The sequence below is a fragment of the Parviterribacter kavangonensis genome (assembly GCF_056863335.1).
Genome location: NZ_JBXPJA010000001.1, coordinates 1,890,820 through 1,914,596, shown reverse-complemented (window position 1 = coordinate 1,914,596; position 23,777 = coordinate 1,890,820). Strand labels below are relative to the sequence as shown.

General features: G+C 73.0%; 27 protein-coding genes. 14 read left to right on the top strand and 13 right to left on the bottom strand.

Translation table 11 applies throughout. The features are described 5' to 3' along the window. Positions 1 to 342: 342 nt before the first annotated feature. Genes rpsI through glmS form a run of 3 tightly spaced genes read left to right on the top strand, consistent with a single transcriptional unit; the run spans position 343 to position 3,911 of the window. Positions 343 to 744, top strand: a complete 402-nt coding sequence (gene rpsI, locus AC1UE4_RS09840) for a 30S ribosomal protein S9 (protein WP_482918225.1) — start codon at positions 343 to 345, stop codon at positions 742 to 744. Then, entirely contained in the window at positions 745 to 2,034 is a 1,290-nt protein-coding gene (glmM, locus tag AC1UE4_RS09835) for a phosphoglucosamine mutase (RefSeq protein ID WP_482917046.1), read from the top strand. Between the two features lie 11 nt (positions 2,035 to 2,045). Beyond that, positions 2,046 to 3,911 (top strand): glutamine--fructose-6-phosphate transaminase (isomerizing), encoded by a 1,866-nt coding sequence (gene glmS / locus AC1UE4_RS09830; protein ID WP_482917045.1) that lies wholly within the window; start codon positions 2,046 to 2,048, stop codon positions 3,909 to 3,911. Between the two features lie 3 nt (positions 3,912 to 3,914). On the opposite strand, the gene AC1UE4_RS09825 is transcribed toward glmS, so the two are convergent. Continuing rightward, a complete protein-coding gene (locus AC1UE4_RS09825; RefSeq protein WP_482917044.1) occupies positions 3,915 to 4,487 on the bottom strand; it encodes an NADPH-dependent F420 reductase in 573 nt (190 codons plus the stop codon). Between the two features lie 24 nt (positions 4,488 to 4,511). Between AC1UE4_RS09825 and AC1UE4_RS09820 the strand changes: the two genes are divergently transcribed. From AC1UE4_RS09820 to AC1UE4_RS09800, 5 genes are read left to right on the top strand one after another with little or no spacing between them, the layout of a single operon-like run. Next, a complete protein-coding gene (locus tag AC1UE4_RS09820; protein ID WP_482917043.1) occupies positions 4,512 to 4,835 on the top strand; it encodes a holo-ACP synthase in 324 nt (107 codons plus the stop codon). Continuing rightward, positions 4,832 to 6,331, top strand: coding sequence for an NAD(P)H-hydrate dehydratase (locus AC1UE4_RS09815; RefSeq protein WP_482917042.1), 1,500 nt, complete (start codon positions 4,832 to 4,834; stop codon positions 6,329 to 6,331). The genes AC1UE4_RS09820 and AC1UE4_RS09815 overlap by 4 nt, the downstream gene beginning before the upstream one ends. Before the next feature lie 12 nt (positions 6,332 to 6,343). After that, positions 6,344 to 6,802 carry a CBS domain-containing protein gene (locus AC1UE4_RS09810; RefSeq protein ID WP_482917041.1) on the top strand — a complete coding sequence of 153 codons (459 nt, stop codon included), beginning with the start codon at positions 6,344 to 6,346 and terminating at the stop codon, positions 6,800 to 6,802. A 4-nt stretch (positions 6,803 to 6,806) separates the two neighbouring features. Then, complete coding sequence (gene alr, locus AC1UE4_RS09805; RefSeq protein ID WP_482917040.1) at positions 6,807 to 7,895, top strand: alanine racemase; 1,089 nt, start codon at positions 6,807 to 6,809, stop codon at positions 7,893 to 7,895. Then, on the top strand, positions 7,892 to 9,289 hold the full coding sequence (locus tag AC1UE4_RS09800) for a CCA tRNA nucleotidyltransferase (RefSeq protein WP_482917039.1): 1,398 nt from the start codon (positions 7,892 to 7,894) through the stop codon (positions 9,287 to 9,289). The genes alr and AC1UE4_RS09800 overlap by 4 nt, the downstream gene beginning before the upstream one ends. Here the strand turns inward: AC1UE4_RS09800 and AC1UE4_RS09795 are convergent. Together AC1UE4_RS09795 and AC1UE4_RS09790 are read right to left on the bottom strand one after the other, a co-directional pair. Then, positions 9,255 to 9,731: a hypothetical protein gene (locus tag AC1UE4_RS09795; protein ID WP_482917038.1), complete on the bottom strand. Its 477-nt coding sequence runs from the start codon at positions 9,729 to 9,731 to the stop codon at positions 9,255 to 9,257. The genes AC1UE4_RS09800 and AC1UE4_RS09795 overlap by 35 nt on opposite strands. After that, positions 9,728 to 10,900, bottom strand: coding sequence for a M28 family peptidase (locus AC1UE4_RS09790; RefSeq protein WP_482917037.1), 1,173 nt, complete (start codon positions 10,898 to 10,900; stop codon positions 9,728 to 9,730). Before AC1UE4_RS09790 ends, AC1UE4_RS09795 begins: the two co-directional genes overlap by 4 nt. A 42-nt stretch (positions 10,901 to 10,942) precedes the next feature. On the opposite strand from AC1UE4_RS09790, the gene AC1UE4_RS09785 reads away from it, so the two are divergent. Then, entirely contained in the window at positions 10,943 to 11,356 is a 414-nt protein-coding gene (locus AC1UE4_RS09785; RefSeq protein WP_482917036.1) for an HIT family protein, read from the top strand. Then, positions 11,353 to 12,138, top strand: a complete 786-nt coding sequence (locus tag AC1UE4_RS09780; protein ID WP_482917035.1) for an enoyl-CoA hydratase/isomerase family protein — start codon at positions 11,353 to 11,355, stop codon at positions 12,136 to 12,138. The genes AC1UE4_RS09785 and AC1UE4_RS09780 overlap by 4 nt, the downstream gene beginning before the upstream one ends. Here the strand turns inward: AC1UE4_RS09780 and AC1UE4_RS09775 are convergent. From AC1UE4_RS09775 to AC1UE4_RS09765, 3 genes are read right to left on the bottom strand one after another with little or no spacing between them, the layout of a single operon-like run. Beyond that, positions 12,135 to 12,914, bottom strand: a complete 780-nt coding sequence (locus tag AC1UE4_RS09775; RefSeq protein WP_482917034.1) for an ABC transporter permease — start codon at positions 12,912 to 12,914, stop codon at positions 12,135 to 12,137. The two genes, AC1UE4_RS09780 and AC1UE4_RS09775, sit on opposite strands and share 4 nt — an antisense overlap. Continuing rightward, positions 12,911 to 13,681, bottom strand: coding sequence for an ABC transporter permease (locus AC1UE4_RS09770; RefSeq protein WP_482917033.1), 771 nt, complete (start codon positions 13,679 to 13,681; stop codon positions 12,911 to 12,913). Before AC1UE4_RS09770 ends, AC1UE4_RS09775 begins: the two co-directional genes overlap by 4 nt. Further along, positions 13,678 to 14,715: an ABC transporter ATP-binding protein gene (locus tag AC1UE4_RS09765; RefSeq protein ID WP_482917032.1), complete on the bottom strand. Its 1,038-nt coding sequence runs from the start codon at positions 14,713 to 14,715 to the stop codon at positions 13,678 to 13,680. The genes AC1UE4_RS09770 and AC1UE4_RS09765 overlap by 4 nt, the downstream gene beginning before the upstream one ends. Positions 14,716 to 14,797: 82 nt before the next feature. Here AC1UE4_RS09765 and AC1UE4_RS09760 point away from each other — a divergent pair, with 82 nt between their 5' ends. Beyond that, the gene (locus tag AC1UE4_RS09760; protein ID WP_482917031.1) at positions 14,798 to 15,490 is read left to right on the top strand and encodes an MDR/zinc-dependent alcohol dehydrogenase-like family protein; all 693 of its coding nucleotides are present in this window, start codon (positions 14,798 to 14,800) and stop codon (positions 15,488 to 15,490) included. A 52-nt stretch (positions 15,491 to 15,542) separates the two neighbouring features. Here AC1UE4_RS09760 and AC1UE4_RS09755 read toward each other — a convergent pair whose 3' ends face one another. The 4 genes from AC1UE4_RS09755 to AC1UE4_RS09740 form a co-directional block, all read right to left on the bottom strand. After that, positions 15,543 to 15,740: a hypothetical protein gene (locus AC1UE4_RS09755; RefSeq protein WP_482917030.1), complete on the bottom strand. Its 198-nt coding sequence runs from the start codon at positions 15,738 to 15,740 to the stop codon at positions 15,543 to 15,545. 450 nt (positions 15,741 to 16,190) lie between these two features. Continuing rightward, positions 16,191 to 16,670 carry a hypothetical protein gene (locus AC1UE4_RS09750; RefSeq protein WP_482917029.1) on the bottom strand — a complete coding sequence of 160 codons (480 nt, stop codon included), beginning with the start codon at positions 16,668 to 16,670 and terminating at the stop codon, positions 16,191 to 16,193. 14 nt (positions 16,671 to 16,684) lie between these two features. Further along, a complete protein-coding gene (locus AC1UE4_RS09745) occupies positions 16,685 to 16,945 on the bottom strand; it encodes a hypothetical protein (protein WP_482917028.1) in 261 nt (86 codons plus the stop codon). Positions 16,946 to 16,964: 19 nt separating this feature from the next. Then, on the bottom strand, positions 16,965 to 18,041 hold the full coding sequence (locus tag AC1UE4_RS09740) for an HD-GYP domain-containing protein (RefSeq protein ID WP_482917027.1): 1,077 nt from the start codon (positions 18,039 to 18,041) through the stop codon (positions 16,965 to 16,967). Between the two features lie 53 nt (positions 18,042 to 18,094). Here AC1UE4_RS09740 and AC1UE4_RS09735 point away from each other — a divergent pair, with 53 nt between their 5' ends. Together AC1UE4_RS09735 and AC1UE4_RS09730 are read left to right on the top strand one after the other, a co-directional pair. Beyond that, positions 18,095 to 19,654 (top strand): glycosyltransferase family 4 protein, encoded by a 1,560-nt coding sequence (locus AC1UE4_RS09735; protein WP_482917026.1) that lies wholly within the window; start codon positions 18,095 to 18,097, stop codon positions 19,652 to 19,654. A gap of 13 nt (positions 19,655 to 19,667) precedes the next feature. Next, complete coding sequence (locus tag AC1UE4_RS09730; RefSeq protein WP_482917025.1) at positions 19,668 to 20,393, top strand: plastocyanin/azurin family copper-binding protein; 726 nt, start codon at positions 19,668 to 19,670, stop codon at positions 20,391 to 20,393. Here AC1UE4_RS09730 and AC1UE4_RS09725 read toward each other — a convergent pair. Both AC1UE4_RS09725 and AC1UE4_RS09720 read right to left on the bottom strand, forming a co-directional pair. Continuing rightward, positions 20,380 to 20,697, bottom strand: coding sequence for an ArsR/SmtB family transcription factor (locus tag AC1UE4_RS09725; RefSeq protein ID WP_482917024.1), 318 nt, complete (start codon positions 20,695 to 20,697; stop codon positions 20,380 to 20,382). The two genes, AC1UE4_RS09730 and AC1UE4_RS09725, sit on opposite strands and share 14 nt — an antisense overlap. Continuing rightward, positions 20,694 to 21,050, bottom strand: a complete 357-nt coding sequence (locus tag AC1UE4_RS09720) for an SRPBCC family protein (protein WP_482917023.1) — start codon at positions 21,048 to 21,050, stop codon at positions 20,694 to 20,696. The genes AC1UE4_RS09725 and AC1UE4_RS09720 overlap by 4 nt, the downstream gene beginning before the upstream one ends. Before the next feature lie 64 nt (positions 21,051 to 21,114). Between AC1UE4_RS09720 and AC1UE4_RS09715 the strand changes: the two genes are divergently transcribed. After that, complete coding sequence (locus AC1UE4_RS09715; RefSeq protein WP_482917022.1) at positions 21,115 to 21,696, top strand: ATP-dependent Clp protease proteolytic subunit; 582 nt, start codon at positions 21,115 to 21,117, stop codon at positions 21,694 to 21,696. Here the strand turns inward: AC1UE4_RS09715 and AC1UE4_RS09710 are convergent. Next, positions 21,660 to 23,756 carry a CocE/NonD family hydrolase gene (locus AC1UE4_RS09710; RefSeq protein ID WP_482917021.1) on the bottom strand — a complete coding sequence of 699 codons (2,097 nt, stop codon included), beginning with the start codon at positions 23,754 to 23,756 and terminating at the stop codon, positions 21,660 to 21,662. The two genes, AC1UE4_RS09715 and AC1UE4_RS09710, sit on opposite strands and share 37 nt — an antisense overlap. Positions 23,757 to 23,777: the final 21 nt, after the last annotated feature.

Sequence of the window (23,777 nt, the reverse complement as noted above, 5' to 3'; positions counted from 1 at the left end):
CAGGAGCGCGAGGAGACCGCCGCTCCCGAGGCTCCCGAGGAGACGACTTCAGAGGCTCCCGCGGAGGAGCAGCCGCAGGCCGAGGCGCCCGCCGAGGAGCAGCCCGCGGCCGACGCGGACGCCGAGGGCGACGACGAGGAGGACCTCGAAGAGGACGAGCCCACGCCGCGCGTCAAGCCGGCCATCCCGGGCATGGACCTCGAGGTCGACATCGTCCCGGAGGGCGAGGAAGCCTTCCGCCGCTCCGCCTACGGCGACGAGGAGGACCTCGACGCCGCCGCCGAGGAGATCCTCGCGGCCGCCGACGAGGACACCGTCGACGAGCCGATCGCGGCCGTCACCATCGACCTCGCCGCCGACGCCCGCTACAAGGCGACCGGCAAGCGCAAGACGGCGATCGCCCGCGTGATCCTCAAGCCCGGCAACGGCGCCTACACGATCAACGGCAAGACGCTGAACGACTACTTCCCCCGCGCGACCCTGCAGCGCAACATCCGCCAGCCCCTGGAGACGGTGGGCTACGAGGAGCGGATGGACGTCATCGCCCGCATGCACGGCGGCGGCGTCGCGGCGCAGGCCGACGCGCTCCGGCACGGCATCTCGCGCGCGCTGCTCGAGGCGGACCCGAACCTGCGGTCCGAGCTCAAGCGCCGCGGCTTCCTGACGCGCGACGCGCGCGCCAAGGAGCGCAAGAAGGCCGGCCTCAAGAAGGCCCGCAAGCGGCCGCAGTTCAGCAAGCGCTAGTTGGCGCGGCGGTTCTTCGGGACCGACGGCGTCCGCGGCGTCGCGGGCGAGCTGCTCACGGCCGACCTGGCCGTCCGGCTCGGCCGCGCGGCGACCGCGGAGATCGCCGGCGAGCACCCGCGCGTGCTCGTCATCCGCGACACGCGCGAGTCGGGCGAGATGCTGGAGGCCGCGCTCGGCGCGGGCGTCAGCTCGGCGGGCGGGGAGGTCCTGGTCGGCGGCGTGCTGCCGACGCCGGCCGCGCCGCTGCTCGTGCGCCGCTACGGGTTCGACCTCGCCGCCGTCATCTCGGCGTCGCACAACCCGTACCGCGACAACGGGATCAAGTTCTTCGGCGGGGACGGCTTCAAGCTGTCCGACGAGACGGAGCTGGCGATCGAGGCGCGCCTCGCTTCCGACGACGGCCGCGGCGCCTCGATCGGCCGCGTGCGCACGCTGCACGGCACGACCGAGGACTACCTGCGCGAGCTGCACACGCGCTTCAGCGGGCTCGACCTGTCCGGCGTGCGGGTCCTGCTCGACTGCGCGAACGGCGCGACGTACCGCGTCGCGCCCGAGATCTTCCGCCGCCTCGGGGCCACGGTGACCGTGCTCGCCGAGCAGCCCGACGGGCGCAACATCAACGAGGGCGTCGGCTCGACCCACGTCGAGGCGCTCGCGTCGCGCATCGACGGCCACGACGTCGGCTTCGCGTTCGACGGCGACGGCGACCGCGTGCTCGCGGTGGACCGCACCGGCGCGGTCGTCGACGGCGACGAGCTGCTCGCGCTCGCCGTGCTGCATCGCAAGGCGCCCGGCGTGGCGGTGACGGTGATGACGAACTACGGCTTCCACGCCGCGATGCGCGAGGCGGGCGTCGAGGTCGAGACGACGAGCGTCGGCGACCGCTACGTCCTGCAGGCGCTGCGCCGGCGCGCGTGGGCGCTCGGCGGCGAGCAGTCGGGCCACCTCATCGACATGGACTTCGTCCCGTCGGGCGACGGGATCGCCGCGGCGCTGCTGACGCTGGAGGCGCTCGGCGGCGGCGACCTCGCCGAGCGGGCGGCGATGGAGAAGCTGCCCCAGCGGCTCGTCAACGTGCGCGTCGCCGACCGCGACGCCGCGATGGGCTCCGACGAGCTGAAGGGCGCCGTCGAGGCGGCGTCGGCCGAGCTCGAGGGCCGCGGCCGCGTCCTCGTCCGCCCCAGCGGCACCGAGCAGCTCGTGCGCGTCATGGTCGAGGCACCGACCGCCGAGGAGGCCGACGCGGTCTGCGACCGGCTCGTCGGCGTCGTCGAAGCCGGCAGCTAGCCTCTTCTCCCATGTGCGGGATCGTCGGCTACGTGGGCAAGCGCCCGGTGGAGAACCTGCTGCTCGAGGGGCTCCAGCAGCTCGAGTACCGCGGCTACGACTCCGCCGGGGTCTCGCTGCTGGCGTCGGACGGCGAGATCAAGTCGGTCCGCGCCGTCGGCAAGCTCGAGAACCTCGTCAAGGCCGTCGAGGGCGACGAGCGGGGCGCCGTGGCGACCGCGTCGCGCGAGTCGACGACCGGCATCGGCCACACGCGCTGGGCGACGCACGGGCGCGTGAACGAGGAGAACGCGCACCCGCACTTCGACACCGCCGACTCGGTCCACGTCGTGGTCAACGGCATCGTCGAGAACTACCTCTCGATCAAGCAGCGGCTCGCCGACATGGGCGCCGTCTTCACCTCGGAGACCGACGCCGAGGTCATCGCGCACCTCATCGCCCATCACCTCGCCGCCGGCGACCTCGTCGAGGCGGTCCGCCGCGCGTACGCCGAGCTGCAGGGCCACTTCTCCTTCGTCGCCATGCACAAGGGCGACCCCGAGCTGCTCGTCGGCGCGCGCCTGGAGTGCCCGCTCGTCGTCGGCGTGGGGGAGGACGAGCGGTTCTTCGCCTCGGCCGTCCCGGCGTTCCTCGCGCACACGCGCCGCGTCCAGTTCATCGAGAACGACGAGATCGTCGCGATCCGCCCGACGGAGACGATCGTCATGAAGCCCGACGGCACCGTCGTCGAGCGCGAGGTGACCGAGCTCGACTGGGACCAGGACACCGCCCAGAAGGGCGGCTACGAGACGTTCATGCTCAAGGAGATCCACGAGCAGCCGGACGCGCTGGCCGAGACGATCGCCGATCGCACCGTGCGCGAGACGGGCGTCGACTTCGGCGGCGAGTTCGACGAGGACCTCCTGCGCAAGGCCAAGCGGATCCTCATCGTCGCATGCGGCACGAGCTACCACGCCGGCCTGATCGGCCGGTACGCGATCCAGGAGTGGGCGCGGGTGCCGGTCGGCGTCGACATCGCGTCGGAGTTCCGCTACGCGAACCCGATCGTCGGCCCCGGCGACCTCGTCATCGGCATCACGCAGTCCGGCGAGACCGCGGACACGCTCGCGGCGATGCGCCTCGCGCGCGAGCGCGGCGCGACCGTGCTGGCGGTGACGAACATCATGGGTTCGCAGGCCACGCGCGACAGCGACGCGGTGCTGTACACGCGCGCCGGCCTCGAGGTCGGCGTCGCCGCCACGAAGACGTTCGTCTGTCAGGTCGCGGCGATGTACCTGCTCGCCCTGCGGCTCGCCGAGCTGCACGGCACGCTCGAGGCCGACCACCTGCGCACGCTCGTGCAGGAGCTCAAGCAGCTGCCGCACACGGTGAGCGAGCTCATCAAGCAGCTCGACGGCGACGACGGCCAGGTCCGCGGCATCGCGCGCCGCCACGCCCACCGCAACTTCTTCCTCTACCTCGGGCGCCACGTCGGCCTGCCCGTCGCGCTCGAGGGCGCGCTGAAGCTCAAGGAGATCTCCTACATCCCGGCCGACGCGTACGCGGCGGGCGAGATGAAGCACGGCCCGATCGCGCTGCTCGACGAGAGCACGCCGGTGATCGTCACGGCGACGAGCTCGCCGATCCTCGACAAGGTCGTCTCGAACATGCAGGAGGTCCGCGCCCGCGGCGCCCACGTCATCGCCGTGGCCACCGAGGGGAACGTGGACATCGGCGAGCACGCCGAGGAGGTCATCCGGGTCCCGGAGACCGACTGGATGCTCCAGCCGCTCCTCGCGATCGTCCCGCAGCAGATGATCGCCTATGCGATCGCCCGCGCCCGCGGCCTGGACATCGACCAGCCGCGCAACCTCGCGAAGACCGTCACCGTCGAGTAGGCGTCAGCCGCGCAGGACCTCGGCGGCCTCGGCGATCGTCAGCTCGGCGCCGTAGATCGGCGAGCCCGGCTGCTGCAGCCGGCCGCCCTCGGCCAGCGAGCCCGTGATGATCCCGTCGAACCCGACCTCGTCGATGAGGTCGACCACGAGCCGGTTCGCCTCGGCGTCGTCCCCGGCGACGAAGATCACCAGCCGCTGCGGGTCGCCCGCGTGGCGCCCCTCCTCGCCGAGCGTCACGTAGTTCATCGTGTTGAACGCCTTGACCATGCGCGAATGCGAGAGGTGCTGCCCCACGAGCTCGGTCGACGTCGTCTCGTCTCGATCGAGCTCCGGGATCTGCCCGTCGCGGCTCGGGTAGTAGTTCATGGCGTCGATGACGATCGTGTCCTCGAGCGCGTCGGCCGGCAGCTCCTCGTAGGCGCCGAGCGGGATCGCCACGAGCACGACCTCGCCGAACTCCGCCGCCTCCTCGAGCCCGCCGCTCGTGTTCGCCGTGCGCACCTCGTGCCCGGCCTCCTCGAACAGCTCCGCTGCGGTGCCGCCGATGTTGCCTGTTCCGATGATCCCTATGCGCACGGGACGAGACCCTATTCTCCGCGCGTGGGCGTGGGCATCGACCTCCTCGAGATCTCCCGTCTGGAACGGGCGCTGAAGCGGCGGCCGCGCCTGGCCGAGCGGCTGTTCACCGACGCCGAGCGCGAGTACGCGGCGACGAAGGGGCGGCCGGGGCAGCACCTCGCCGCGCGGTTCTGCGCGAAGGAGGCCGTCGCCAAGGCCCTGCACCTCGAGGCGTGGTCGTGGCAGGACATCGAGGTGCTCGAGGGCCCGACGCTCGTCCTGCACGGCGACCTCGCCGCCCATGAGGTCGAGATCTCGCTGACGCATTCGAAGGGAATGGCCGGCGCGGTCGCGATGACGCGTTGATCCCGCAGTGGCTCGATCCCCTGCCCGACGCGGAGCAGATGCGCGCGACCGACGCGTGGGCGATCAACGACCGAGGCGTGCCGTCGCTGGATCTCATGGAGCGCGCCGGCGCGGGCCTGGCGGATCTCGTCACCGAGGTCGCGCCGACCGGTCCGGTCCTCGTCGTCTGCGGCGGCGGCAACAACGGCGGCGACGGCTACGTCGCCGCGCGGCTGCTGCGCGACGCCGGCCGCGACGTCCGCGTCGCGACGACGAACGACCCGGAGAAGCTTCGCGGCGACGCGCGGGCGAACTTCGACCGGTGGGGGGGCGACGAGCCGCGGCCGTTCGAGCCCGCGCAGCTCGCCGGCGTCGCGGTCGCCGTCGACGCGATCCTCGGGACGGGGTTCAGCGGCGACGTCAGGGAGCCGGCCCGCGCGGCGATCACGGCGCTGAACGACTCGGGCGTCCCGGTCGTCGCCGCCGACGTCCCGAGCGGCCTCGACGCCTCGACGGGCGAGATCGGCGACGTCGCCGTGCGCGCCCGCGCGACCGCGACGTTCCACCGCGCCAAGCCGGGCCTGCGCATCGCGCCCGGCAAGGACCACGCCGGCACCGTGCGCGTCATCGCGATCGGCATCCCGGCGGGCGAGCCGGTCGCGCCGCGGACCGGGCTCCTGTTGCCGCGCGTCGCCGACGTCGTGCCGCGCCGCGGCGCCGCGTCGACGAAGTTCACGAGCGGCCATGTCCTCGTCGTCGGCGGCTCGACCGGCCTGACCGGCGCGCCGTGCCTGAGCGCCGAGGGAGCGATGCGCGCGGGCGCCGGCTACGTGACCTGCTGCGTCCCGGCGTCGCTGAACGCGATCTTCGAGGTCCGCCTGCTCGAGGTCATGACGATCCCGCTGCCCGACGCCGACGGCCAGCTGCTCGACCGCGGCGCCGGGCGCGTCGTCGAGGAGGCGGACAGGCGCGGGGGAGCGATGGTGATCGGCCCGGGCTTCGGCAAGACGGACGGCGCGCAGGAGCTCGCCCGCGCGCTCGCCGCGAGCGCCGCGGTGCCGGTGGTCCTCGACGCCGACGGCCTGAACGCGCACGCGGGGCGCCTCGGTGACCTCGCGCGCCGCGAGGCGCCGACGATCCTCACGCCGCACGCCGGCGAGCTCGGGCGCCTGCTCGAGGTCGACAGCAAGGCGGTGGGCGCCCGCCGCCTGCACCACGCGCGCGAGGCGGCGAGGCGGGCGCAGGCGATCGTCGTGCTCAAGGGCGACGACACGCTCGTCGCCGAGCCGGACGGCCGCGTGGCGGTCAGCCCGGGGGGCGCGCCGGCGCTGGCGACCGCGGGCACGGGCGACGTGCTCTCGGGCGTCATCGCCGCGATGCTCGCCAAGGAGCTCGACCCGTTCACCGCCGCCTGCGCGGGCGTGCGGCTGCACCTCGACGCCGGCCGCCGTGCGGCGGCGGACCGCACCGCGGACTCCGTCATCGCGCGTGACGTCATCGACGCGCTCGGCCGGTAGGCTGCTCCGCCCATGGCGAAGGTGCGCGACATCATGGACTCCAGCCTGCCGACGGTCACGCCCGAGGACACCGTCGAGACGGTCGTGCACCTGCTGCGCGACCACGACCTGCCGGGGGTCGCCGTCGTCAACTCGGGCGGCCGCTGCGTCGGCGTCGTGACGGAGAGCGACCTCGTCATCGCCGACGAGGAGGGCGACCTCCATCTGCCGCACATGATCAACCTCTTCGGCGGGGTCGTGTTCCTCGAGCCGCTCAGCCGCTTCGAGGACCGCCTGCGCAAGGCCACCGCCGCCTCGGTCAAGGACATGATGAGCCGCGACCCCGCCACCGTCGACGCCGACGAGGACGTCCACCGCGCGGCGCGGATCATGGCCGACCGCAAGCACAACCGGCTGCCGGTCGTGGAGCACGGCCGCTACGTCGGGGTCGTCTCGCGCGCCGATGTGCTCGACGCGCTGACGCGCGACTAGCCGGATGGCGCTGCGGGCGCTCGCCCGGATCGACAGCTCGGCGCTCGAGCACAACGCCCGCTGCCTGGCGAGCGCCGCGCCCGGCGCCGCGCTGTGCCCGGTCGTCAAGGCCGACGGCTACGGCCACGGGGCGCTGCTTGCCGCGCATGCCGCCGCCGCGATCGGCGTCGCCTGGCTGGCGGTCGCCACCGCCCACGAGGCGCGCATCCTGCGCGACGCGGGGCTGCGGCAGCGGATCCTCGTCCTCGGCGCGCTCAGCCCGGAGGAGCTGGACGTGGCGCTGTCGGCGGGCGCGGACGTCGTCGCCTGGAGCCACGCGTTCGTCCGCGCCGTCGCGGCGCGCGGCGGCGGGCGCGTTCACGTCAAGCTCGACACCGGCATGGGGCGGCTCGGCACGCGCGACCCGGCCGAGGCGACCGCGGTGCTCGCGGCGATCGACGACGACCCCGCGCTCGAGGCGGCCGGGCTGATGACCCACTTCGCCACCGCCGACGACCGCGACGACCCGTTCCTGCACGAGCAGCTCGCGCGCTTCGAGGCGTGGGCGCTGCCGCTCCGGCGTCCCGGCCTCGTCCTGCACGCCGCCAACAGCGCCGCGACGCTGCGCGAGCCGCGCACGCACTTCGACATGGTCCGCTGCGGGATCGCGCTCTACGGGCTCGACCCGTTCGGCGAGGATCCCGCGGCGCATGAGCTGAGGCCGGCGCTCACGCTCACGTCGTACGTCGCCGCGGTCAAGCACTGCGCGGCGGGGGAGAGCGCCGGGTACGGCCGGCGCTTCGTCGCAGACTGGCCGACGACGCTCGCCACCGTGCCGATCGGCTACGGCGACGGCGTACGGCGCGCGCTGACGAACAACGCGGACGTGCTCGTGCGCGGCCGGCGCGTCCCGCTCGTGGGGACGGTGAGCATGGACAACGTGACGCTCGACCTCGGGCCGGAGACGGACGTCGAGGTCGGCGACGAGGTCGTGCTGCTCGGCGCGCAGGGGGACGAGCGCGTGCTCGCCGAGGAGTGGGCGCGACGCCTGCAGACGATCAACTACGAGGTCACCTGCGGCATCTCGGCGCGGGTGCCGCGGACGGCGGCGTGACGGAACCGCTGGACCTCGCGCGCGAGGTGCTGGCCGGGGAGCGCGCGTGGCTGGTCGGCGGCGCGGTGCGCGACGAGCTGCTCGGGCGGCCGGTGCTCGACCTCGACGTCGCGATCGACGGCGACGTCCGGGCCGCGGCCCGTGCGCTCGGGCGCGCGGCGGGCGGCCCGTCGTTCGAGCTCTCCGACGCCTTCGGCGCGTGGCGCGTCATCGGCCCCGGCCGCGCGTGGCAGATCGACGTCGTCGCGATCCGCGGCGGGTCGATCGAGGAGGACCTGCTGCTGCGCGACTTCACGATCAACGCGATCGCCGAGCCGCTCGGCGGCGGCCCTCCCGTCGACCCGACCGGCGGCGTGGAGGACCTCGAGGCTCGGCGGCTGCGCGCCGTCGGCCCGCGCTCGTTCGCCGACGACCCGCTGCGCACGCTGCGCCTCGCGCGGCTGGCGTGCGAGCTCGACCTGCACGCCGTCGAGCCGACGATCGAGGCCGCCCGCGACGAGGCGCACCGGCTGCGCGGCGTCGCGCAGGAGCGCGTGTTCGCCGAGCTCAAGCGCATCGTCGTCGCGGAGCGCGCGCTCGAGGGCCTCGAGCTGGCCGACCGCTGCGGCGCGCTCGCCGCGGTGCTGCCCGAGCTGACCGCGCTGCAGGGCGTCGAGCAGACGATCTACCACCACCGCGACGCGTACGGCCATACGCTGGAGGTGCTCGAGCGCGCGATCGAGCTCGAGACCGACCCGGGCGCCGTCCTCGGAGACGAGCTGGGGGAGCGGGTGCGGCGGCTGCTCGCCGAGCCGCTCGGCGACGAGCTGACGCGCGGCGGCGGCCTGCGCTTCGCGGCGCTGCTGCACGACGCCGCCAAGCCGCTCACCGCCGTCCCGAACCCGAAGGGCGGCTTCGGCTTCCCCGGCCACGACCGGATGGGCGCCGAGCTCGTCGAGGACGTCTTCACGCGACTGAAGACGAGCACCGACCTCAAGCGGTACGTCGCGGACCTCACCCGCCATCATCTCAAGCCCGGCTTCCTCGTCCACTCGATGCCGCTCGACCGCGGTGAGGCGTTCGCCTACATCCACGCGACGAAGCCGGTGCAGGCCGACGTGCTGCTGATCTCCACGGCCGACCGGCTCGCGACGCGCGGGCGCAAGGCCGACGAGGCGATCGCAAAGCACCTCGAGGTGATCCGGGTGCTGCTGCCGCTGGCGCTCGACTGGCACGACGAGGGGGCGCCCGAACCGCTCGTGAACGGCGACGACCTCATCCGCGAGCTCGGCTTCCGGCCGGGGCCGGAGCTCGGCGAGGTGCTCGCCCGGCTGGCCGCCGCTCAGTACGCGGGCGAGATCGCGACGCGCGAGGAGGCGCTCAGTCTCGCTCGGTCCGCACGGTCGCCTGGCTGACCTTCGGGCACAGCCCGGCGGGTGCGAACTCCATCTCGAGCTTGCCGTCGCCGGCGAGCAGCTCGAGCTCGGCGTCGACGCCCTCGAGCTCGGACCGCTCGATCGTCAGGCCGAGCCGGCGGGCGTTCGCGAGCATCTGGCTGTAGGCGATCCGCATCGACGAGCGGAACACGAGCCGCGCCTCCTCGCCCTCGCTCGTCAGCACGAACGCGTCGGACGGGGCAAGCCCCTGCGGCAGCTCGAGCTTCGCGTCGCCCGCGGGCTGCGGCAGGCGGCAGCGCTCGGCGATCCGCGCCGCATCGTCCGACGGGCCGGCGACCGCGACGAGCGCGGCGCCCTCCTCGCCCTGCGACGGCGCGCTGCCGGAGTCGTTCTCGTCGTCGCCGCAGCCGGCGGCGGCGATCGCGAGGCCGACGCAGCACGCCAGCGCGCGCGCCGTCATGCGGCGGCCGCCAGCCGGCGGATCGCCGCTTCGGTCACGGCGGCGGCGGACGCCACCGTCGAGTAGTCCACGTTCTCGGCGGTGTCGGTCGGCTGGTGGTAGTTGGCGGGCAGCTTGGCCTCGTCGAAGGAGGAGATGAGCGCGGCCCGGTACCCGCGCCGCATCGAGATGAGCGCGTCCGAGCCGTAGGAGAGCCAATGCTCGCGGATGATCGGCTCGCCCGCGTCAGTTGCCGCCTGCTCGATGACGTCCTTGAGCGGCGCGTCGTACGGGCGGTGGACGATGAAGCCCTCGCCCTCGAGCAGGATCAGCCGCGGCGAGCCGACGGTGTCGAGCACGATGATGTCGGTCCGGTCGCGCGGCAGCTCGTGCTCGTGGGTCTTCAGGAACCCGGCGCTGCCCTCCTCGAACGACTCCTCGCTGCCGCACGACACGAGCAGCACGCGGACGCCCTCGACTGGCCGCTCGACGAGGTCGCCGGCGAGCGACAGCAGCACCGCGACCGCGGTCAGGTTGTCGTTCGCGCCGGGGACGACGGGGGAGCGGCCGATGTCGGCGAACGCGGCCGCGCTCGTGAACGAGAGGACGGTGCCGAGCCGGCGGACGCGCCTGAGTCCGAGCAGCGAGCCGAGCGCGACGAGCAGCGGCGCCGCGAAGACCAGGCGCAGCGTCTGCGGCCACGAGCGCGCCTTCTCGATGCGCTCGGGGTAACGGCGCGCGAACGCGCGGATGAGCGTCGCGTCGAACGCCAGGCCGGTGTGCGCGGCGTCGTGGTGGGCGACGACGCAGACGACGCGCTCGGCGTCCGGGTCGCCGGCGCGCGCGACGACGTTCCACGTCGAGCGCCTCGGCAGGAACGACCGCGTCCAGTGGCCGCGCCAGAGCCCGAGGTCGTCCCAGATCCCGAACGCGGCGAACAGGCCGGCCGCGGCCGACAGGATCCGCCGGCCGGCGAGGCCGGCGAGCGCCGACACGCCGCAGAAGATCCCGAGCGGCCACCAGTACGTGCCGTGCGCGCGCTCCTCCTCGACGGCGGCGGGCACCCCGATCGCCTCGAAGCGCTCGCGGATCCACTCCGCCGCGCGCCGCTCGCCCTCCGACGCCGACGGTCGCTCCCACGACGTCAGGTGGTCGATGGTCGCGCGGAGCTCTTCCGGGGAAGCGGGCACCGTCGCGGCAATCTACAGGGCCCCTATCTAGAGTCCCGGCCCATGCCTGCCGACCCCGACTGCATCTTCTGCAAGATCGTCGCCGGGGAGCTGCCGGGGACGATCGTCGACTCCGACGAGCGGACCGTCAGCTTCATGGACATCAACCCGGCGACGCGCGGCCACGCGCTCGTCGTGCCACGCGAGCACACGCAGGACCTGCTCACGATCGATCCCGACGAGCTCGCCGCGGTCACCGCCGCCGCCAAGCGCCTGGCCGAGCGCCAGAAGGAGGTGCTCGGGGCCGACGGGGTGAACCTGCTCAACTCGTGCGGCGCCTCGGCGTGGCAGACGGTGTTCCACTTCCACATGCACGTCATCCCGCGCTACGAGGACGACCCGCTGCGGCTCCCGTGGGTCCCCGGGCCCGGGAACGGCGACGAGATCAAGGCGACGGGCGAGGAGCTCAAGCGATGACGCAGTTCGGCCCGTGGACCCTCGAGCAGGACGGCCCGCTCGCCGTGCTGACGATCTCCAAGCCGCCGCTCAACCTGTTCGACCAGGAGGTCTTCGACGGGGTCATCGACGCGATCGACGCGGTCGGCTCCTCCGCCGCGCGCGGTCTGCTGATGCGCGCGGACGGCAAGGTGTGGACCGGCGGCGTCGACGTGAACATGTTCGCCTCGCTCACGCCCGAGTCCGGCGCGGACGTGTGGCGGCGCGGCTTCGCGCTCGTCCAGGCGATCGAGGACCTGCCGATCCCGACTGTCTTCGCGGCGCACGAGCTGTGCCTGACCTGGGGCCTCGAGCTGGCGCTCGCGTGCGACGTGATCGTCGCGTCGGACGCGGCGCGGTTCGGGCTCGTCGAAATCGTCGTCGGGCTGACGCCGTCGATGGGCGGGCCGCAGCGGCTGGCCGAGAAGGCGGGGCCGTCCCGCGCGAAGGACCTCATCTTCACCGGCGAGCTGTTCGACGCCGCGACGTTCAAGGAGTGGGGCGTCGTCGTGCGCACGTGGGCGCCCGAGGAGTTCGAGGAGAAGTCGCGCAAGTACGCCAAGCGGATCGCGAGCGGGCCGACGAAGGCGCACGCGGCGACCAAGGCGATCATCAAGGCGCAGAAGGAGGACGGCGCCCGCGCCGCCGACGACCTCACGCCGGACGTCTCGGGCGCGCTGTTCGCCACGGAGGACCTCGCGAACGCCGTGCAGTCGTTCCTGACGGAGGGGCCCGGCAAGTTCCGCGACTACGTCGGCCGCTAGCGGCCGACGCGGCGCATCCCGCGCACGGCGAACGCGCCAAGCACGGTGAGCAGGCCGAGGACGGCGAGGAACGCATGCAGCGTCCTCGCCGTCGTCACGTCGTAGACGAAGCCCTGCCGCACGCCCTCGAGGACGTAGCGGACCGGGTTGATGTCGGCGACCGTGCGCAGCCACGGCGACAGCAGCTCCTCGGGGGCGTACGCCGTCGTGAAGAGCAAGCTCGCGAACGCGACGACCTGCATGAGCGGCGCCGCCTGCTGGGTGCCGAACCGCAGCGCGACGATCGTGCTCCAGCACGCGATCGCGGCGGCGTAGAGCATCACGAGCACGAGCGAGAGGAGGAAGCCCTCGACGCTGTTGATGTGCGTGCCGATGATCGTCGCGACGATCACGAGGAAGCCGGCGGGCAGCAGCGCCCGGAGGCTTGCGCTCGCGACGATGCCGATGAGGAGGACCGGTCTCGGGGCGGGGCCGGTGAGCAGGCGGTCGAACCAGCCGCGCTCGATGTCGCGGGCGAGGTTGACCCCCGTCGCCGCGCCGGTGAAGCCTGCGCCCTGCAGCATGCCAACGGGGACGATGAAGGTGCGGAAGTCGGTGCCGACGTCGCCGCTGAACGTCGGCAGGCTGGCCGCGGCGCCGAAGACGCCGGACAGGCCGACCATGAAGATCGTCGGCGCGAGCACACCGGGCACCGCGCCGCCGGGGACGCGGAGGATCTCGTTCAGCGCGCGGCGGCTGAGCGCGAGGATCACGCGGAGGTTCGCCTGCAGCGTCATCCCTCGCGCAGCCTCCCGCGCAGCGCGAGCACCGCGAGCCCCGTGAAGACGACGGCGACCCCGATCGCGGCGGCGAAGCCCTCGAGCACCTTGTCGGCGCTGATCGACGAGATGATCGGGTCGCGCATGCCTTCGGCGATGTAGCTCAGCGGGTTGTAGTCCGCGAGCCAGTCCGCCGGCGCCTGCAGCAGGGCGCGGGGGAAGAAGGCGCTCGACACGAACAGGACGACGAAGACCAGCGGGAAGATGCCCTGGACGATGCTCGCGTTGCGGGCGCGGTAGGCGAGCAGCAGGCCGATCGACGCCGCCGCGACGCCGGCGCAGACGCCGATCGCGATGACGATGAGCGCGCCGGGGACGCCGCCCTCGATGTGCGCGCCGAAGATGAGCCCGATCGCGAGGAACCAGAGCACCTGCGGCACGGCCAGCGCGGCGGTGGCGAGCAGGCGGCCGAAGACCAGCGACACGCGCGGGATGGGGGAGGCGACGAGGCGGTCGAAGAAGCCGCCCTCGATCTCGAGCGCCGTCGTGATCCCGGCGCCCACGCCGGCGATGAGCATCGACTGGCAGATCGCGGCCGCGAGCTGGAAGTCGAGGAAGCCGTTGACGTCCTCGAAGCCGGGCAGCTCGGTCGTGCGGTGCAGCCCGCCGACGTTCACCGCGAGGAAGAGGGTGGGGAAGATGACGAGCGGGGCGAGGAACTGCGGGCGGCGGAGGTTGTTCGCGAGGCCCCTGCGGGCGAGCGCGAGGCTCGCGCGGAAGATCACGCGCGCGCCGCGGCGGCGGCGTCCTCGTCGGGGTCGATCTCCGGTCCGCCGGTCTCCGCGCCGGTCGGGGCGGGTGCGGTCTGGTCCGCGCCCTCGAGGTGGCGGCCGGTCTTCTCGACGAACACGTCGTCGAGCGTCGGCTGCTGGATCTCGAGGCTCGCGACCGTGAAGCCCGCGTCGTCGAGCGCGCGGACGACGGGCGCGACGTCGCGCGCGCCGCCCGCGATCGCGATGGAGAGGTGGCAGCCCTGCGTCGCGGGCCGGTGGTCGCCGAAGCGCTCGAGCACCTCGCGGGCGCGCTGCAGGTCGTGGTCGCCGTCGTGGTCGGCGAGCGTGATGTCGAGGTGGGGGACGCCGACCTCGCTCTTCAGCTGCGCCGGCGTGCCCTCGGCGACGAGCTTGCCGCTCGAGATGATCCCGACGCGGTCGGCGAGCTGGTCGGCCTCCTCGAGGTACTGCGTGGTGAGGAAGACGGTCGTGCCCTCGTCGCGCAGGCGGCGCACCTCCTCCCACAGCGTGAGCCGGCTGACGGGATCGAGGCCGGTGGTGGGCTCGTCGAGGAAGAGCACCTGCGGCTCGTGGATCAGCGCCATCGCGAGATCGAGGCGCCGCTTCATGCCGCCGCTGTACGTGCCGACGCGGCGGTCCTGCGCCTGCTCGAGGCCGACGCGGCGGATGAGCTCCTGCGCGCGGCCGTGCACCGACTTCGGCGGGATGCCGTGCAAGGTCGCCTGCAGCTCCATCAGCTCCCGGCCGCTCATGAGCAGGTCGAGCGCGGCCTCTTGCAGCGCGACGCCGATGCGCTTGCGGACCTCGTGCGGCTCGGTCGCGACGTCGAAGCCGGCGACCGTCGCGCGGCCGCCGGTCGGGCGCAGGAGCGTGACGAGCATGCGCACCGTCGTCGTCTTGCCCGCGCCGTTGGGGCCGAGGAAGCCGTAGACCTCGCCCGGCTCGACACGGAGGTCGATCCCGTCGACGGCCTTGACGCCTCCCTTGAACGCGCGCTCGAGTCCTTGGACGTCGATCGCGCTCATGACGGATGAGAGTAGCCCCGACCGCCAGTCACCCAAGTACGGAGCGCAACTCCGACCGAAAGATCGTGTTGGATGCCTTCCGATGAAGCTGGTACGCCTGACATTCGCGCTCCTGGCGTGCGTGCTCGTGCTCCCCGCTGCCGCGCCTGCGAAGGTCGTGGAGATCGGGCGCGCGAACGACGCCGAGGAGCTTCCCGCACCGTCCTGTCCCACCTCCCCGTGCTTCGCGGTCAGCCGCACGACGGGCTACCAGGCCAAGGTCGGGCCCAACCGGGGGCTCATGAAGGCACCGGCGAACGGCCGGATCGTCGCGTGGACGATCCGCCTGTCCAAGCCGGGCCCCAAGCAGATCACCTTCTTCAACGAGCGCCTGGGCGGCGAGTCCCAGGCCGGCATCAGCGTCCTCAAGCCCGGCGACCGCCTCTTCGGCCGCGTCGTCGCCCAGAGCCCGCTCGTCCAGCTCGCGTCCTTCTTCGGCCAGACGGTCCAGTTCCCCTTGGAGCAGACGCTGCCGGTCAAGAAGGGCCAGGTCATCGCCCTGACCGTCCCGACCTGGGCACCCGCCCTCGCGACCGGCCTGGGCTCCGACACCTCCTGGCGCGCGTCCCGCAAGGCCGGCCAGTGCGACGACACCTCGGTCCAGACCGCCCAGACGGACCTCAAGGACCTCGCCCAGTACCGCTGCCTGTACCAGAAGGTCCGGCTCTCCTACTCGGCGACGATGATCACCGAGCCGAAGCCGAACGAGACGCCCAAGAAGACCTCGGGCAACTAGCCCTCGAGCCCGGACCGGCCGCGCGGCCGATCCGGGTCCTCGATCAGCCGGACTAGGCGACGCGGCGGCGGTCCGCGGCGGTGAGCGCGTCGCGGAGCAGGGCGCGGCCCATGAGCGTCGGCGAGAACGTCGGCTCGCCCTGCAGGTCGGTGTGCTCGACGACGAGCCGCTGGGCGGTCATCGAGCGCAGCGACAGCATCAGCGACCCGAGCCGCAGCCCGAGGTCATGGGAGACGACGCGGGCGCTCACCTCGTCACCCGGTCGAGGACAGCGGTGCAACAGCGCACCGAGCACCTCCGCTTGGCGGCCCTTCAGCCGCCTCGACCCGCGAGAGTGCCCGCACGTCGATCGATAGGGGTGCCACGTCGGCTCGGGCGCGCCGTGCTTGGCACCAACATGCTTCGTGTTCTCCATACCGGTCGGGTCGGACTGGTTCAAATGACTCATTACTGGTTCGACGCGCCGTCTGGACGCGGAAAGACGCAAAATGCGCCAACTTCGCGTCGGAGCACCCATGCATGTGGACGTCCATCCGACCCCTCGAACGCTCGACGACCTCCATTTCGCTCCGGCTAGCCGCTGCTAGCCCCATCCGCTGGCACCGGCTAGCCAAGGGAGAAGAGAGAACACCGACCGCGCCGGCGGCCCGCGCGGTGTCGCACCGCGGTCCCATCGGGGCGGAGTCTCGCCGGGACGGTCTCAGCAGGCGCCGGGGTTGTTGGCGCAGAAGTCGGCGTTCCCGCCGGCTCCCGCGGCCGCTCCGCCGGTGTCCGAGGAGGACGTTCCGTCGGAGGTCCCTCCGGCCGCCGTGCCGCCCGAGTCGGTTCCGTCGGCGGCGGTGCCGCTCGAGGGGGTGCCGCTGGAGGGCGTGCCGGTCGACGGGGTCGCGGTGCCGCCGGAGGACGTCCCGCCGGTGCTGCTGCTCGCCGCGCCGGTTGCGTCCGTCGCGTCGGTGGCGGTGGTGCTCGTCGACGTGTCGGTGTCGGACTCGTCGTCGGCGCTCGTCGAGGTGTCCGACGACCCGACGTCCTCCGCCGTGGTGGGGATGGTCAGGTCCGGGGCGGTCTTGGGCGTCTGGCTCGTCAGCTCGCTGTCGCCGCCGCAGGCGCCGAGGGCCAGCGCGAGGGCGAGGAGGACGGCGGGGAGAAGAGCACGGATGGCGCGGGGCGCCGAGCGCATGGGAGCTCCGGGGGTCAGGCGCCCACGGGCGCCATGCGGCGGCCGCAGGTGGGGCAGTCGTTCAGGTCGCGCTGGGCGAGCTGGTCGCACCAGTTGCAGAAGCGCAGGTTCTCCACGGACCATGCGAGGTTGGAGTTCGCCGGGAACAGCGGAAGCACCTTCCCCAGGACCTCGAGCTCCTCGCCGGTGTCGCGGTCGACGTAGATCCGGCCGGGTTCGGCGTCCATGATGATCTCGCGCCCGGTCGAAGGCGTGCGGAAGCGGTGACGGCTCACACCCAAGATGGTACCGGGGCTAGCGCAGCGCCGACGAGATGCGGCGGCGCGCCGGCTGCTCGACGTCGAGCCCGCCGGCCTCGACGAGGTCGATCGTCCCGGAGCGGACGCCGCGCTCGAGCGCCTCGACGACGTCGGGGTCGAACTGGGTCCCGGCTTCGACACGGACGCGCTCGAACGCCACCTCGGCGGGCATCGGGCCGCGGTAGGGGCGGTCGGCGGTCATCGCCTCGAGCGCGTCGCAGACGGCGAAGATCCGCGCCGACAGCGGGATCTCGTCCTCGGCGAGGCCCTCGGGGTACCCGCGGCCGTCCCAGCGCTCGTGGTGGTAGAGCACGACGTCGGTGACGACCTCGGGCAGGTTGAGCGGCCGGACGACGCGCGCGCCGGTCTGCGGATGCCGCCGCATGACCTCCCACTCGTCACGGGTGAGCGCGCCCGGCTTCATGAGGATCTTCTCCGGCACGCCGATCTTGCCGACGTCGTGCAGCAGGCACCCGAACAGGAAGTCGTCGGTCATGCAGAGATCGGGGTCGACCTGCATCGCGAGCTGCGTCGCCAGGCGCGAGACGGCGCGCAGGTGGCGGCTCGTGACCGTGTCCTTCGCCTCGACCGCGGCGGCGAGCGACTCGATGACCGCCCGGTTGCGCCGCCGCGACTCCGCGTGCAGCGTCGCGTAGAGGTCGATGACGGGGCGCACGACGTCGACGTCGATCAGCCCGTGTCCCTCGGCCGCCGCCTCGAGCGTCGCGCAGAAGCGCGCGTCGCTCGTCGTCGACGGGACGATCGACAGCGCGCCGGCGTCCAGCAGCGACCGCACCACGGCGGGATCGGTGTCGTCGTGGATCACGACCGTGCACGTGTGCACCCACGCGGCCTCGACGGTGGCGAGGCCGGCCAGCGCCTCCTCGACGCTCGCCTCGGCCGCATCGACCACGCAGACCGCCGGTTCGTCGCCCTCGTAGAGCAGCGCATCCGCGGCCATGGGCAGGGCATGGACGTCCGACAGCGAAGTGCCGTCGAGCACGCGGGCCACCCGAGCCCGACGATCGGCGTCGCCGCCGACGAAGATGACGTGCGTTCCGTTCACGCTCATCCTGCCGAACTGCACTTTACCTGTCGGATGCCCATTTCTTCAAAGGTCCTTGTGTGAAGCTCCTCGTCTTCCACGGATACCTCCTGCGCGGCACCGGGTCGAACGTGTACAACGCACAACTCGCCCGGGCGCTGGTTCGATGCGGTGCGGACGTTCACCTGCTCTGCCAAGACCGCCGCGCCGCCGAGCTCGACTTCGTCGACGCGGTCGGCACCTGGTCCGAAGGCCGGCTGTCCGTCATCCCCACGCGCGACGGGCAGGTGCGCTGCACCGCGTACGTACCCGAGATCGGCGATCTCCTCCCCGTCTACGTCGCGGACCGGTACGAGGGCATCACCGCGAAGACGTTCCTCGACTGCACGAACGTCGAGGTCGAGCGCTACGTCGCCGCCAACGTCGCAGCAGTCCGCGATGTGGTGGAACGGGTGGAGCCGGACTTGGCGCTCGCCAACCACCTCGTGATGGGGCCCGCGATCCTCGCCCGCGGCCTCCCGGAGACCGTGCCGTACGCCGTGAAGGTCCATGGCAGCGCCCTTGAGTACGTCGTCAAGCGCGACCCGGATCGGTTCCTCCCGTACGCCCGCGAGGGGCTCAGCCGGGCGCGCGGCGTGCTCGTCGGCTCGCGCCACACGGGGGAGAGCCTGTGGGCCGCGATGGGCGACGACGAGCTGCCGGGGCGCACGCGGCTCGGCCCGCCCGGCGTCGACATCGCGGAGTTCCGCCCGCGGGACGACGCGCAAGCGGCCGTGCAAGACCTCGCCCGGGAGCTGCACGCCCGCGAGGCCGAGCAGGTCACGGGCGGCTCCTTCGACCGCGACGTGCACGCGGCGGCCGAGGCTCTGGACCGCCTGGACCCCGCCGCGGACCGCCTCGTCGCCTACGTCGGCAAGCTCATCGTCAGCAAGGGCGTCGACCTGCTCGCCGCCGCGTGGCCGCTCGTGCTCGCGCGCGTGCCGGACGCGCGGCTCGTCGTCGTCGGCTTCGGCGCGTACCGCGAGGGCTTCGAGGCGCTGCTCGCCGCGCTGGCGGCCGGCGACCTCGGCGAGGCGCGGAGGCTCGCGACCGAAGGGCGGGCGATCGAGGGCGGCCCGCGCGAGCCGCTCAAGCACCTGCTCGCGTTCCTCGACAGCGGCGCCGTCGACGAGACGTACCTGGCAGCGGCGCGCCGGCTGCCGGACCGCGTCGTCGTGGTCGGCCGCCTCGAGCACGCGGAGCTGAAGGACCTCCTGCCCGCCTGCGAGGCCCAGGTCGTGCCGAGCACGTTCCCCGAGGCGTTCGGCATGGTCGCCGCCGAGGCGGCCGCGTGCGGGGTCCTGCCAGTCAGCGCCGCGCACTCCGGGCTCGCCGAGGTGAGCGCCCAGCTCGCGACCGCGGTGCCGCCGGAGGCCGTGCCGTGGCTGTCGTTCGACGTCGGGCCCGGAGCCGTCGAGCAGCTCGCCGGCGACCTCGTGGCGTGGCTCGAGGCCGACCCGGACGTCCGCGCGCGCACGCGCGAGGCGTTGGTCGGCATCGCCCGCGAGCGCTTCTCCTGGGAGGGCGTCGCACGTGGCGTCCTGGAGGCTGCCCGGGGCCGTTTGGACGCCTTGCCACACCCTGTCCCCGCACCTATGTAGAGTGCCGCCCGTCGTGGGGAAGAGAGCGCTGATCGGCGTGGTCCTCGGGGGTGCAGCGATCACCCTGTCGGCGGGCTGCAGCCTCAACGAGAAGGAGCCGGACGTCGTCGCCGGCAAGAAGCTGTTCGTCGAGAGGTGCGGCTCCTGCCACACGCTCGCGCGGGCGGAGACCAAGGGCACGACGGGGCCCAACCTCGACGAGGCCTTCGTGCGCGGGCTGCGCGACGGCATGGGCCGTGACGGCGTCGAGGCCGCGGTGCGCAACCAGATCGAGCATCCGGCGCGCCTGAACAAGAAGGACCCCGTCTACATGCCCCCCAACCTCGTCACGGGCGACAACGTCAATGACGTCGCCGCCTACGTCGCCGACGCGACCGCGAAGGCGGGCAAGGACGAGGGCATCCTCGCCGAGACGGGCAAGCCCGCCGGCGGCGGCAAGCCGGCGGTGGAGGAGAACGGGACGCTGACGATCCCCGCGACCGCCCAGCTCGCCTACGAGACGAACAAGGCGACGGCGAAGCCCGGCGAGGTCGACATCAAGTCGCCGAACCCGTCCGGCACGCCGCACGACATCGCGATCGAGGGTCCCGGCCTGTCGGGCGAGAACCACGGCGAGGTCGTGACCAACGGCGGCGTCTCCGAGGTGAAGGTCACGCTGCAGAAGGGCGAGTACACGTTCTTCTGCACGGTCCCCGGCCACCGTGAGGGTGGCATGGAGGGGACCCTCACCGTCGAGTAGCGCGGCGCTCCAGGGCGCGCAGCCGGTCGTCCCACTGCGCGCCGACGTCGACCATCCATGAGATGGCGTCGCGGAGCGGGCGCGGCGTCGGCCGGTAGCGCGTCTCGCGCCCCTGCCGCGACGCCTCGACGAGCCCGGCGCCGGCGAGGACGGAGAGGTGCTTGGCGACCGCCTGGCGCGTGATCGGCGTCCCGGCGGCGAGCTCCGTCGGCGTCGCCTCGCCCTTGCGCGCGATCTCGGTCAACAGCGACCGGCGCGTGTCGTCCGCGAGGGCGGTGAAGACGGGGCCGACGTCGGGCGTCACGCGAAGACGAGCGGGCGGGACAGGCCGGCGGCGGCGCGGCAGACGGGGCCCGGGGCGTAGCCGCTCTCGACCACGACGACGCGGGTGCCCGAGACGGCGGGGACGAGCGTGAGCTCGACCCGCGTCGCGGGCTCGTCGCCGGTCCACCACCAGAACGCGAGCCGCTCGCCCGGCTCGACCTCGTCGACCACCGCCCGGCGCTCCGTGCCGTCCGGCAGCCGCAGCGTGCCCTCTTCGCCGGGCTCGAGCTCGAGGTCGGCGTCCTCGGCGAGCCAGCCCTCGAGCTCGGTCATCGCCTCCCACGCCTCGTCGGCGTCGAGCGGGAGGACCACCTCACGCGTCACGCAACTCATGGGTTGCGAATGCTACCGTGCTGCGAAACACGCAACCAACTGGTTGCACGAAAGGATCGCGCAGATGCCCCTCGTTCCCATGGTGATCAAACAGGACGGCCGCGGTGAGCGGTCGTTCGACATCTTCAGCCGCCTGCTCGACGAGCGGGTCGTCTTCGTCGGGTCGGCGATCGACGACGAGGTCGCGAACGTCGTCGTCGCCCAGCTGCTGCACCTCGAGGCGACCGACCCTGACCGCGACATCTCGATGTACATCAACTCGCCCGGCGGCCACGTCTACGCCGGGATGGCGATCTACGACACGATGCGCTTCATCAAGCCGGACGTCGCGACGACGTGCTGCGGGATCGCGATGTCGATGGGTGCCGTGATCCTCGCCGGCGGCGCGAAGGGCAAGCGGACGGCGCTGCCGAACAGCCGCATCCTCACCCACCAGCCGCACGGCGGCTACCAGGGGCAGGCCACCGACATCATGATCCACGCGCAGGAGGCCGTCGCCCTCCGCGAGCTCCTCGAGGAGACGTTCGTGGAGAACACCGGCCAGACCCGCGAGCGCATCCACGACGACATGGAGCGCGACCGCTACTTCACGCCCGGCGAGGCGAGGGACTACGGCCTCATCGACCGCGTCGTGGACGCCCGGTGAGGCGTGCACGTGCGGTAGGTGCGGGCGCTGCGGAAGGTGCGGCCCTTCTTCGTCCTGACCACGATCTGCACCCGGAAGACGCCCTTCGGCAGGCCGCGGAGGTCCACGCGGGCGCGGACGCGCTTGCCGCGCAGCACCTTCTGGCGCTTGCCGTTGATCGTCACCACGGCGCTCTTGATGCGGTCGCCCTTCGGCGCCTTGCGCAGATGGATCGTGAAGTGGCGGCGGCTGCGGCAGCTCGAGGGCAGCGAGCCGGCGCTGCGCGCGAACGCGGGCCGCGTCGCGAGCTCGCCGCGCGGGCCGTACGGCGTCGTCCCCGACGCGCCCGAGCCCGCGGGCGCGACCGGGTCGCCCAGCCGGGGCAGCACCAGCGCGTTCGTGCCCTTGTCGTCGAGCTTGATCGACACCGGCCCCGCGACGGCGTTGCCGCGGTTCGTCGCGTTGCTCGTCGAGACGACGAGCCGCAGCTGATGGCCCTTGGCGAACCGGTGCACGATGCCCGGGAGCTCGATGCTCACCGGCTTGCCGACGTCCGCCACGCGCACCGCCGACGACAGGTCGCGCGGCAGCGTCTCGTTGCCGTCCGGGTCGACGTCGAGCAGCTTCGCGAACAGCACGAGCTTGCCCGCCGCGTCCCCGCTCTGCGTGCCGGCGTGGACCGGTGCGTCGACGGTCAGCGTCAGGCGCGGCACGCCGGCGACGTCGAGGTCCGAGGCCAGCGCGGCGCCGGTGAACGTGGCCGCGGTGCCCGGGGCGTCGGGCGTCCCGACGGGCTGGAAGCCGTTGCCGCTGCCCGCCGGCGATCCGGTCACGGCCGCGAGGTCGACGGTGCCCGCCTTGGCCGACGACGCGCTCGTCGCCAGCCCGCCGTCGGACGAGAGGAAGAACGCGTCGTCGCGGCCGACCGGGTACGTCGGCGCGGTGCCGACCGCCGGCGCCGCGTCGCCGCTCTTCGGCAGCGCCCAGTCGCGCAGGAACTGGAAGTCGAGCGCGGGCGGGTCCCCGATGCCCTTGAGGAAGAAGTCGAACCACTCGAGCGCCTCGCGGCTCTCGTACGCGCCCTCGAAGTTCACGTTGTCGAACTCCTGCTTGCCGAGCCCGCCGCCGGAGTGCCCGGACGAGCGCCACAGCATCCGCACCGGCGTGCCCTGCGCGCGCAGCGCCTTGTACGTCGCGACAGCCTCCTGGAGGTTGAACAGCGTGTCGCTCTGCCCCTGCGACAGCAGCGTCGGGATGCGGATCTTCGAGATGTACGAGGAGACCGACGCATGGCGCAGCAGCGCGAGCGTGTCGGCGGTCGGATAGCCGAGCGCGCCCGACGTCACGAGGCCCGTGCACACGCGGTCCTCGAAGTTCGGGCACGGCCCGAGGTGCGACGCGTCGACGCTGCCGTTGCGCACCGGGTCCGCGAACCCGAGCGCCGTGAAGAGCACCGGCCAGTCGAGCTTGACGACGCCCGGCGTGTCGAACGTGACGCCGCTCTTGAAGTCCGTGTTGTTCGGCGTCAGCGAGTAGGACAGGTCGCTCCACGTGATCTGCGGGACGATCGCGTCGAGGCGCGGGTCCTGGCCGGCGATCGCGAACTGGATCTGGCCGCCGTACGAGCCGCCGATCATGCCCACGAGCGGGTCGCCCGCCTTCTCGGTCGCCACGTAGTCGATCTTCGTCCCGTCCTGCGCCGCCTTCTCGCCGGCGAGGAAGTCGACGAGCTGCTTGCCCGCCTTGCCGTCGGTGTCCGGGTCGTCGAGCGTGATCTTGCAGCCGCTGCCGCCGAAGCCGAGGCCCGAGTAGGCGAGGAACGCGTAGCCGCGCTTGGCGAACGACGGCCCGAGCGTCGTGAAGTCGTCCTTCGACCCGCCGAAGCCGTTCGTCGCGAGGATCGCCGGGACCGGATCGCTCTTCGACGCGCCCGCGGGCGTGTAGAGGTCCGCGCTGACCGTGCACGGCGTGTCGTCGGACGCGCCGACCTTCACGTCGAACGTGAGCGGCTTCTTCGTGGGCTCGGCCGCGCCCGCGGCGGCGGGGAGGGCGAGCGCGAGCAGGGCGGCGACCAGGAGCATGGGACAGCGCATGCACCCATG

Coding starts and splice junctions, on each gene's coding strand:
- glmS (WP_482917045.1), top strand. CDS start 2,046: ATGTGCGGGATCGTCGGCTACGTGGGCAAGCGCCCGGTGGAGAACCTG.
- AC1UE4_RS09810 (WP_482917041.1), top strand. CDS start 6,344: ATGGCGAAGGTGCGCGACATCATGGACTCCAGCCTGCCGACGGTCACG.
- alr (WP_482917040.1), top strand. CDS start 6,807: ATGGCGCTGCGGGCGCTCGCCCGGATCGACAGCTCGGCGCTCGAGCAC.
- AC1UE4_RS09795 (WP_482917038.1), bottom strand. CDS start 9,731: ATGACGGCGCGCGCGCTGGCGTGCTGCGTCGGCCTCGCGATCGCCGCC.
- AC1UE4_RS09785 (WP_482917036.1), top strand. CDS start 10,943: ATGCCTGCCGACCCCGACTGCATCTTCTGCAAGATCGTCGCCGGGGAG.
- AC1UE4_RS09780 (WP_482917035.1), top strand. CDS start 11,353: ATGACGCAGTTCGGCCCGTGGACCCTCGAGCAGGACGGCCCGCTCGCC.
- AC1UE4_RS09775 (WP_482917034.1), bottom strand. CDS start 12,914: ATGACGCTGCAGGCGAACCTCCGCGTGATCCTCGCGCTCAGCCGCCGC.
- AC1UE4_RS09765 (WP_482917032.1), bottom strand. CDS start 14,715: ATGAGCGCGATCGACGTCCAAGGACTCGAGCGCGCGTTCAAGGGAGGC.
- AC1UE4_RS09760 (WP_482917031.1), top strand. CDS start 14,798: ATGAAGCTGGTACGCCTGACATTCGCGCTCCTGGCGTGCGTGCTCGTG.
- AC1UE4_RS09750 (WP_482917029.1), bottom strand. CDS start 16,670: ATGCGCTCGGCGCCCCGCGCCATCCGTGCTCTTCTCCCCGCCGTCCTC.
- AC1UE4_RS09740 (WP_482917027.1), bottom strand. CDS start 18,041: ATGAGCGTGAACGGAACGCACGTCATCTTCGTCGGCGGCGACGCCGAT.
- AC1UE4_RS09720 (WP_482917023.1), bottom strand. CDS start 21,050: ATGAGTTGCGTGACGCGTGAGGTGGTCCTCCCGCTCGACGCCGACGAG.
- AC1UE4_RS09715 (WP_482917022.1), top strand. CDS start 21,115: ATGCCCCTCGTTCCCATGGTGATCAAACAGGACGGCCGCGGTGAGCGG.
- AC1UE4_RS09710 (WP_482917021.1), bottom strand. CDS start 23,756: ATGCTCCTGGTCGCCGCCCTGCTCGCGCTCGCCCTCCCCGCCGCCGCG.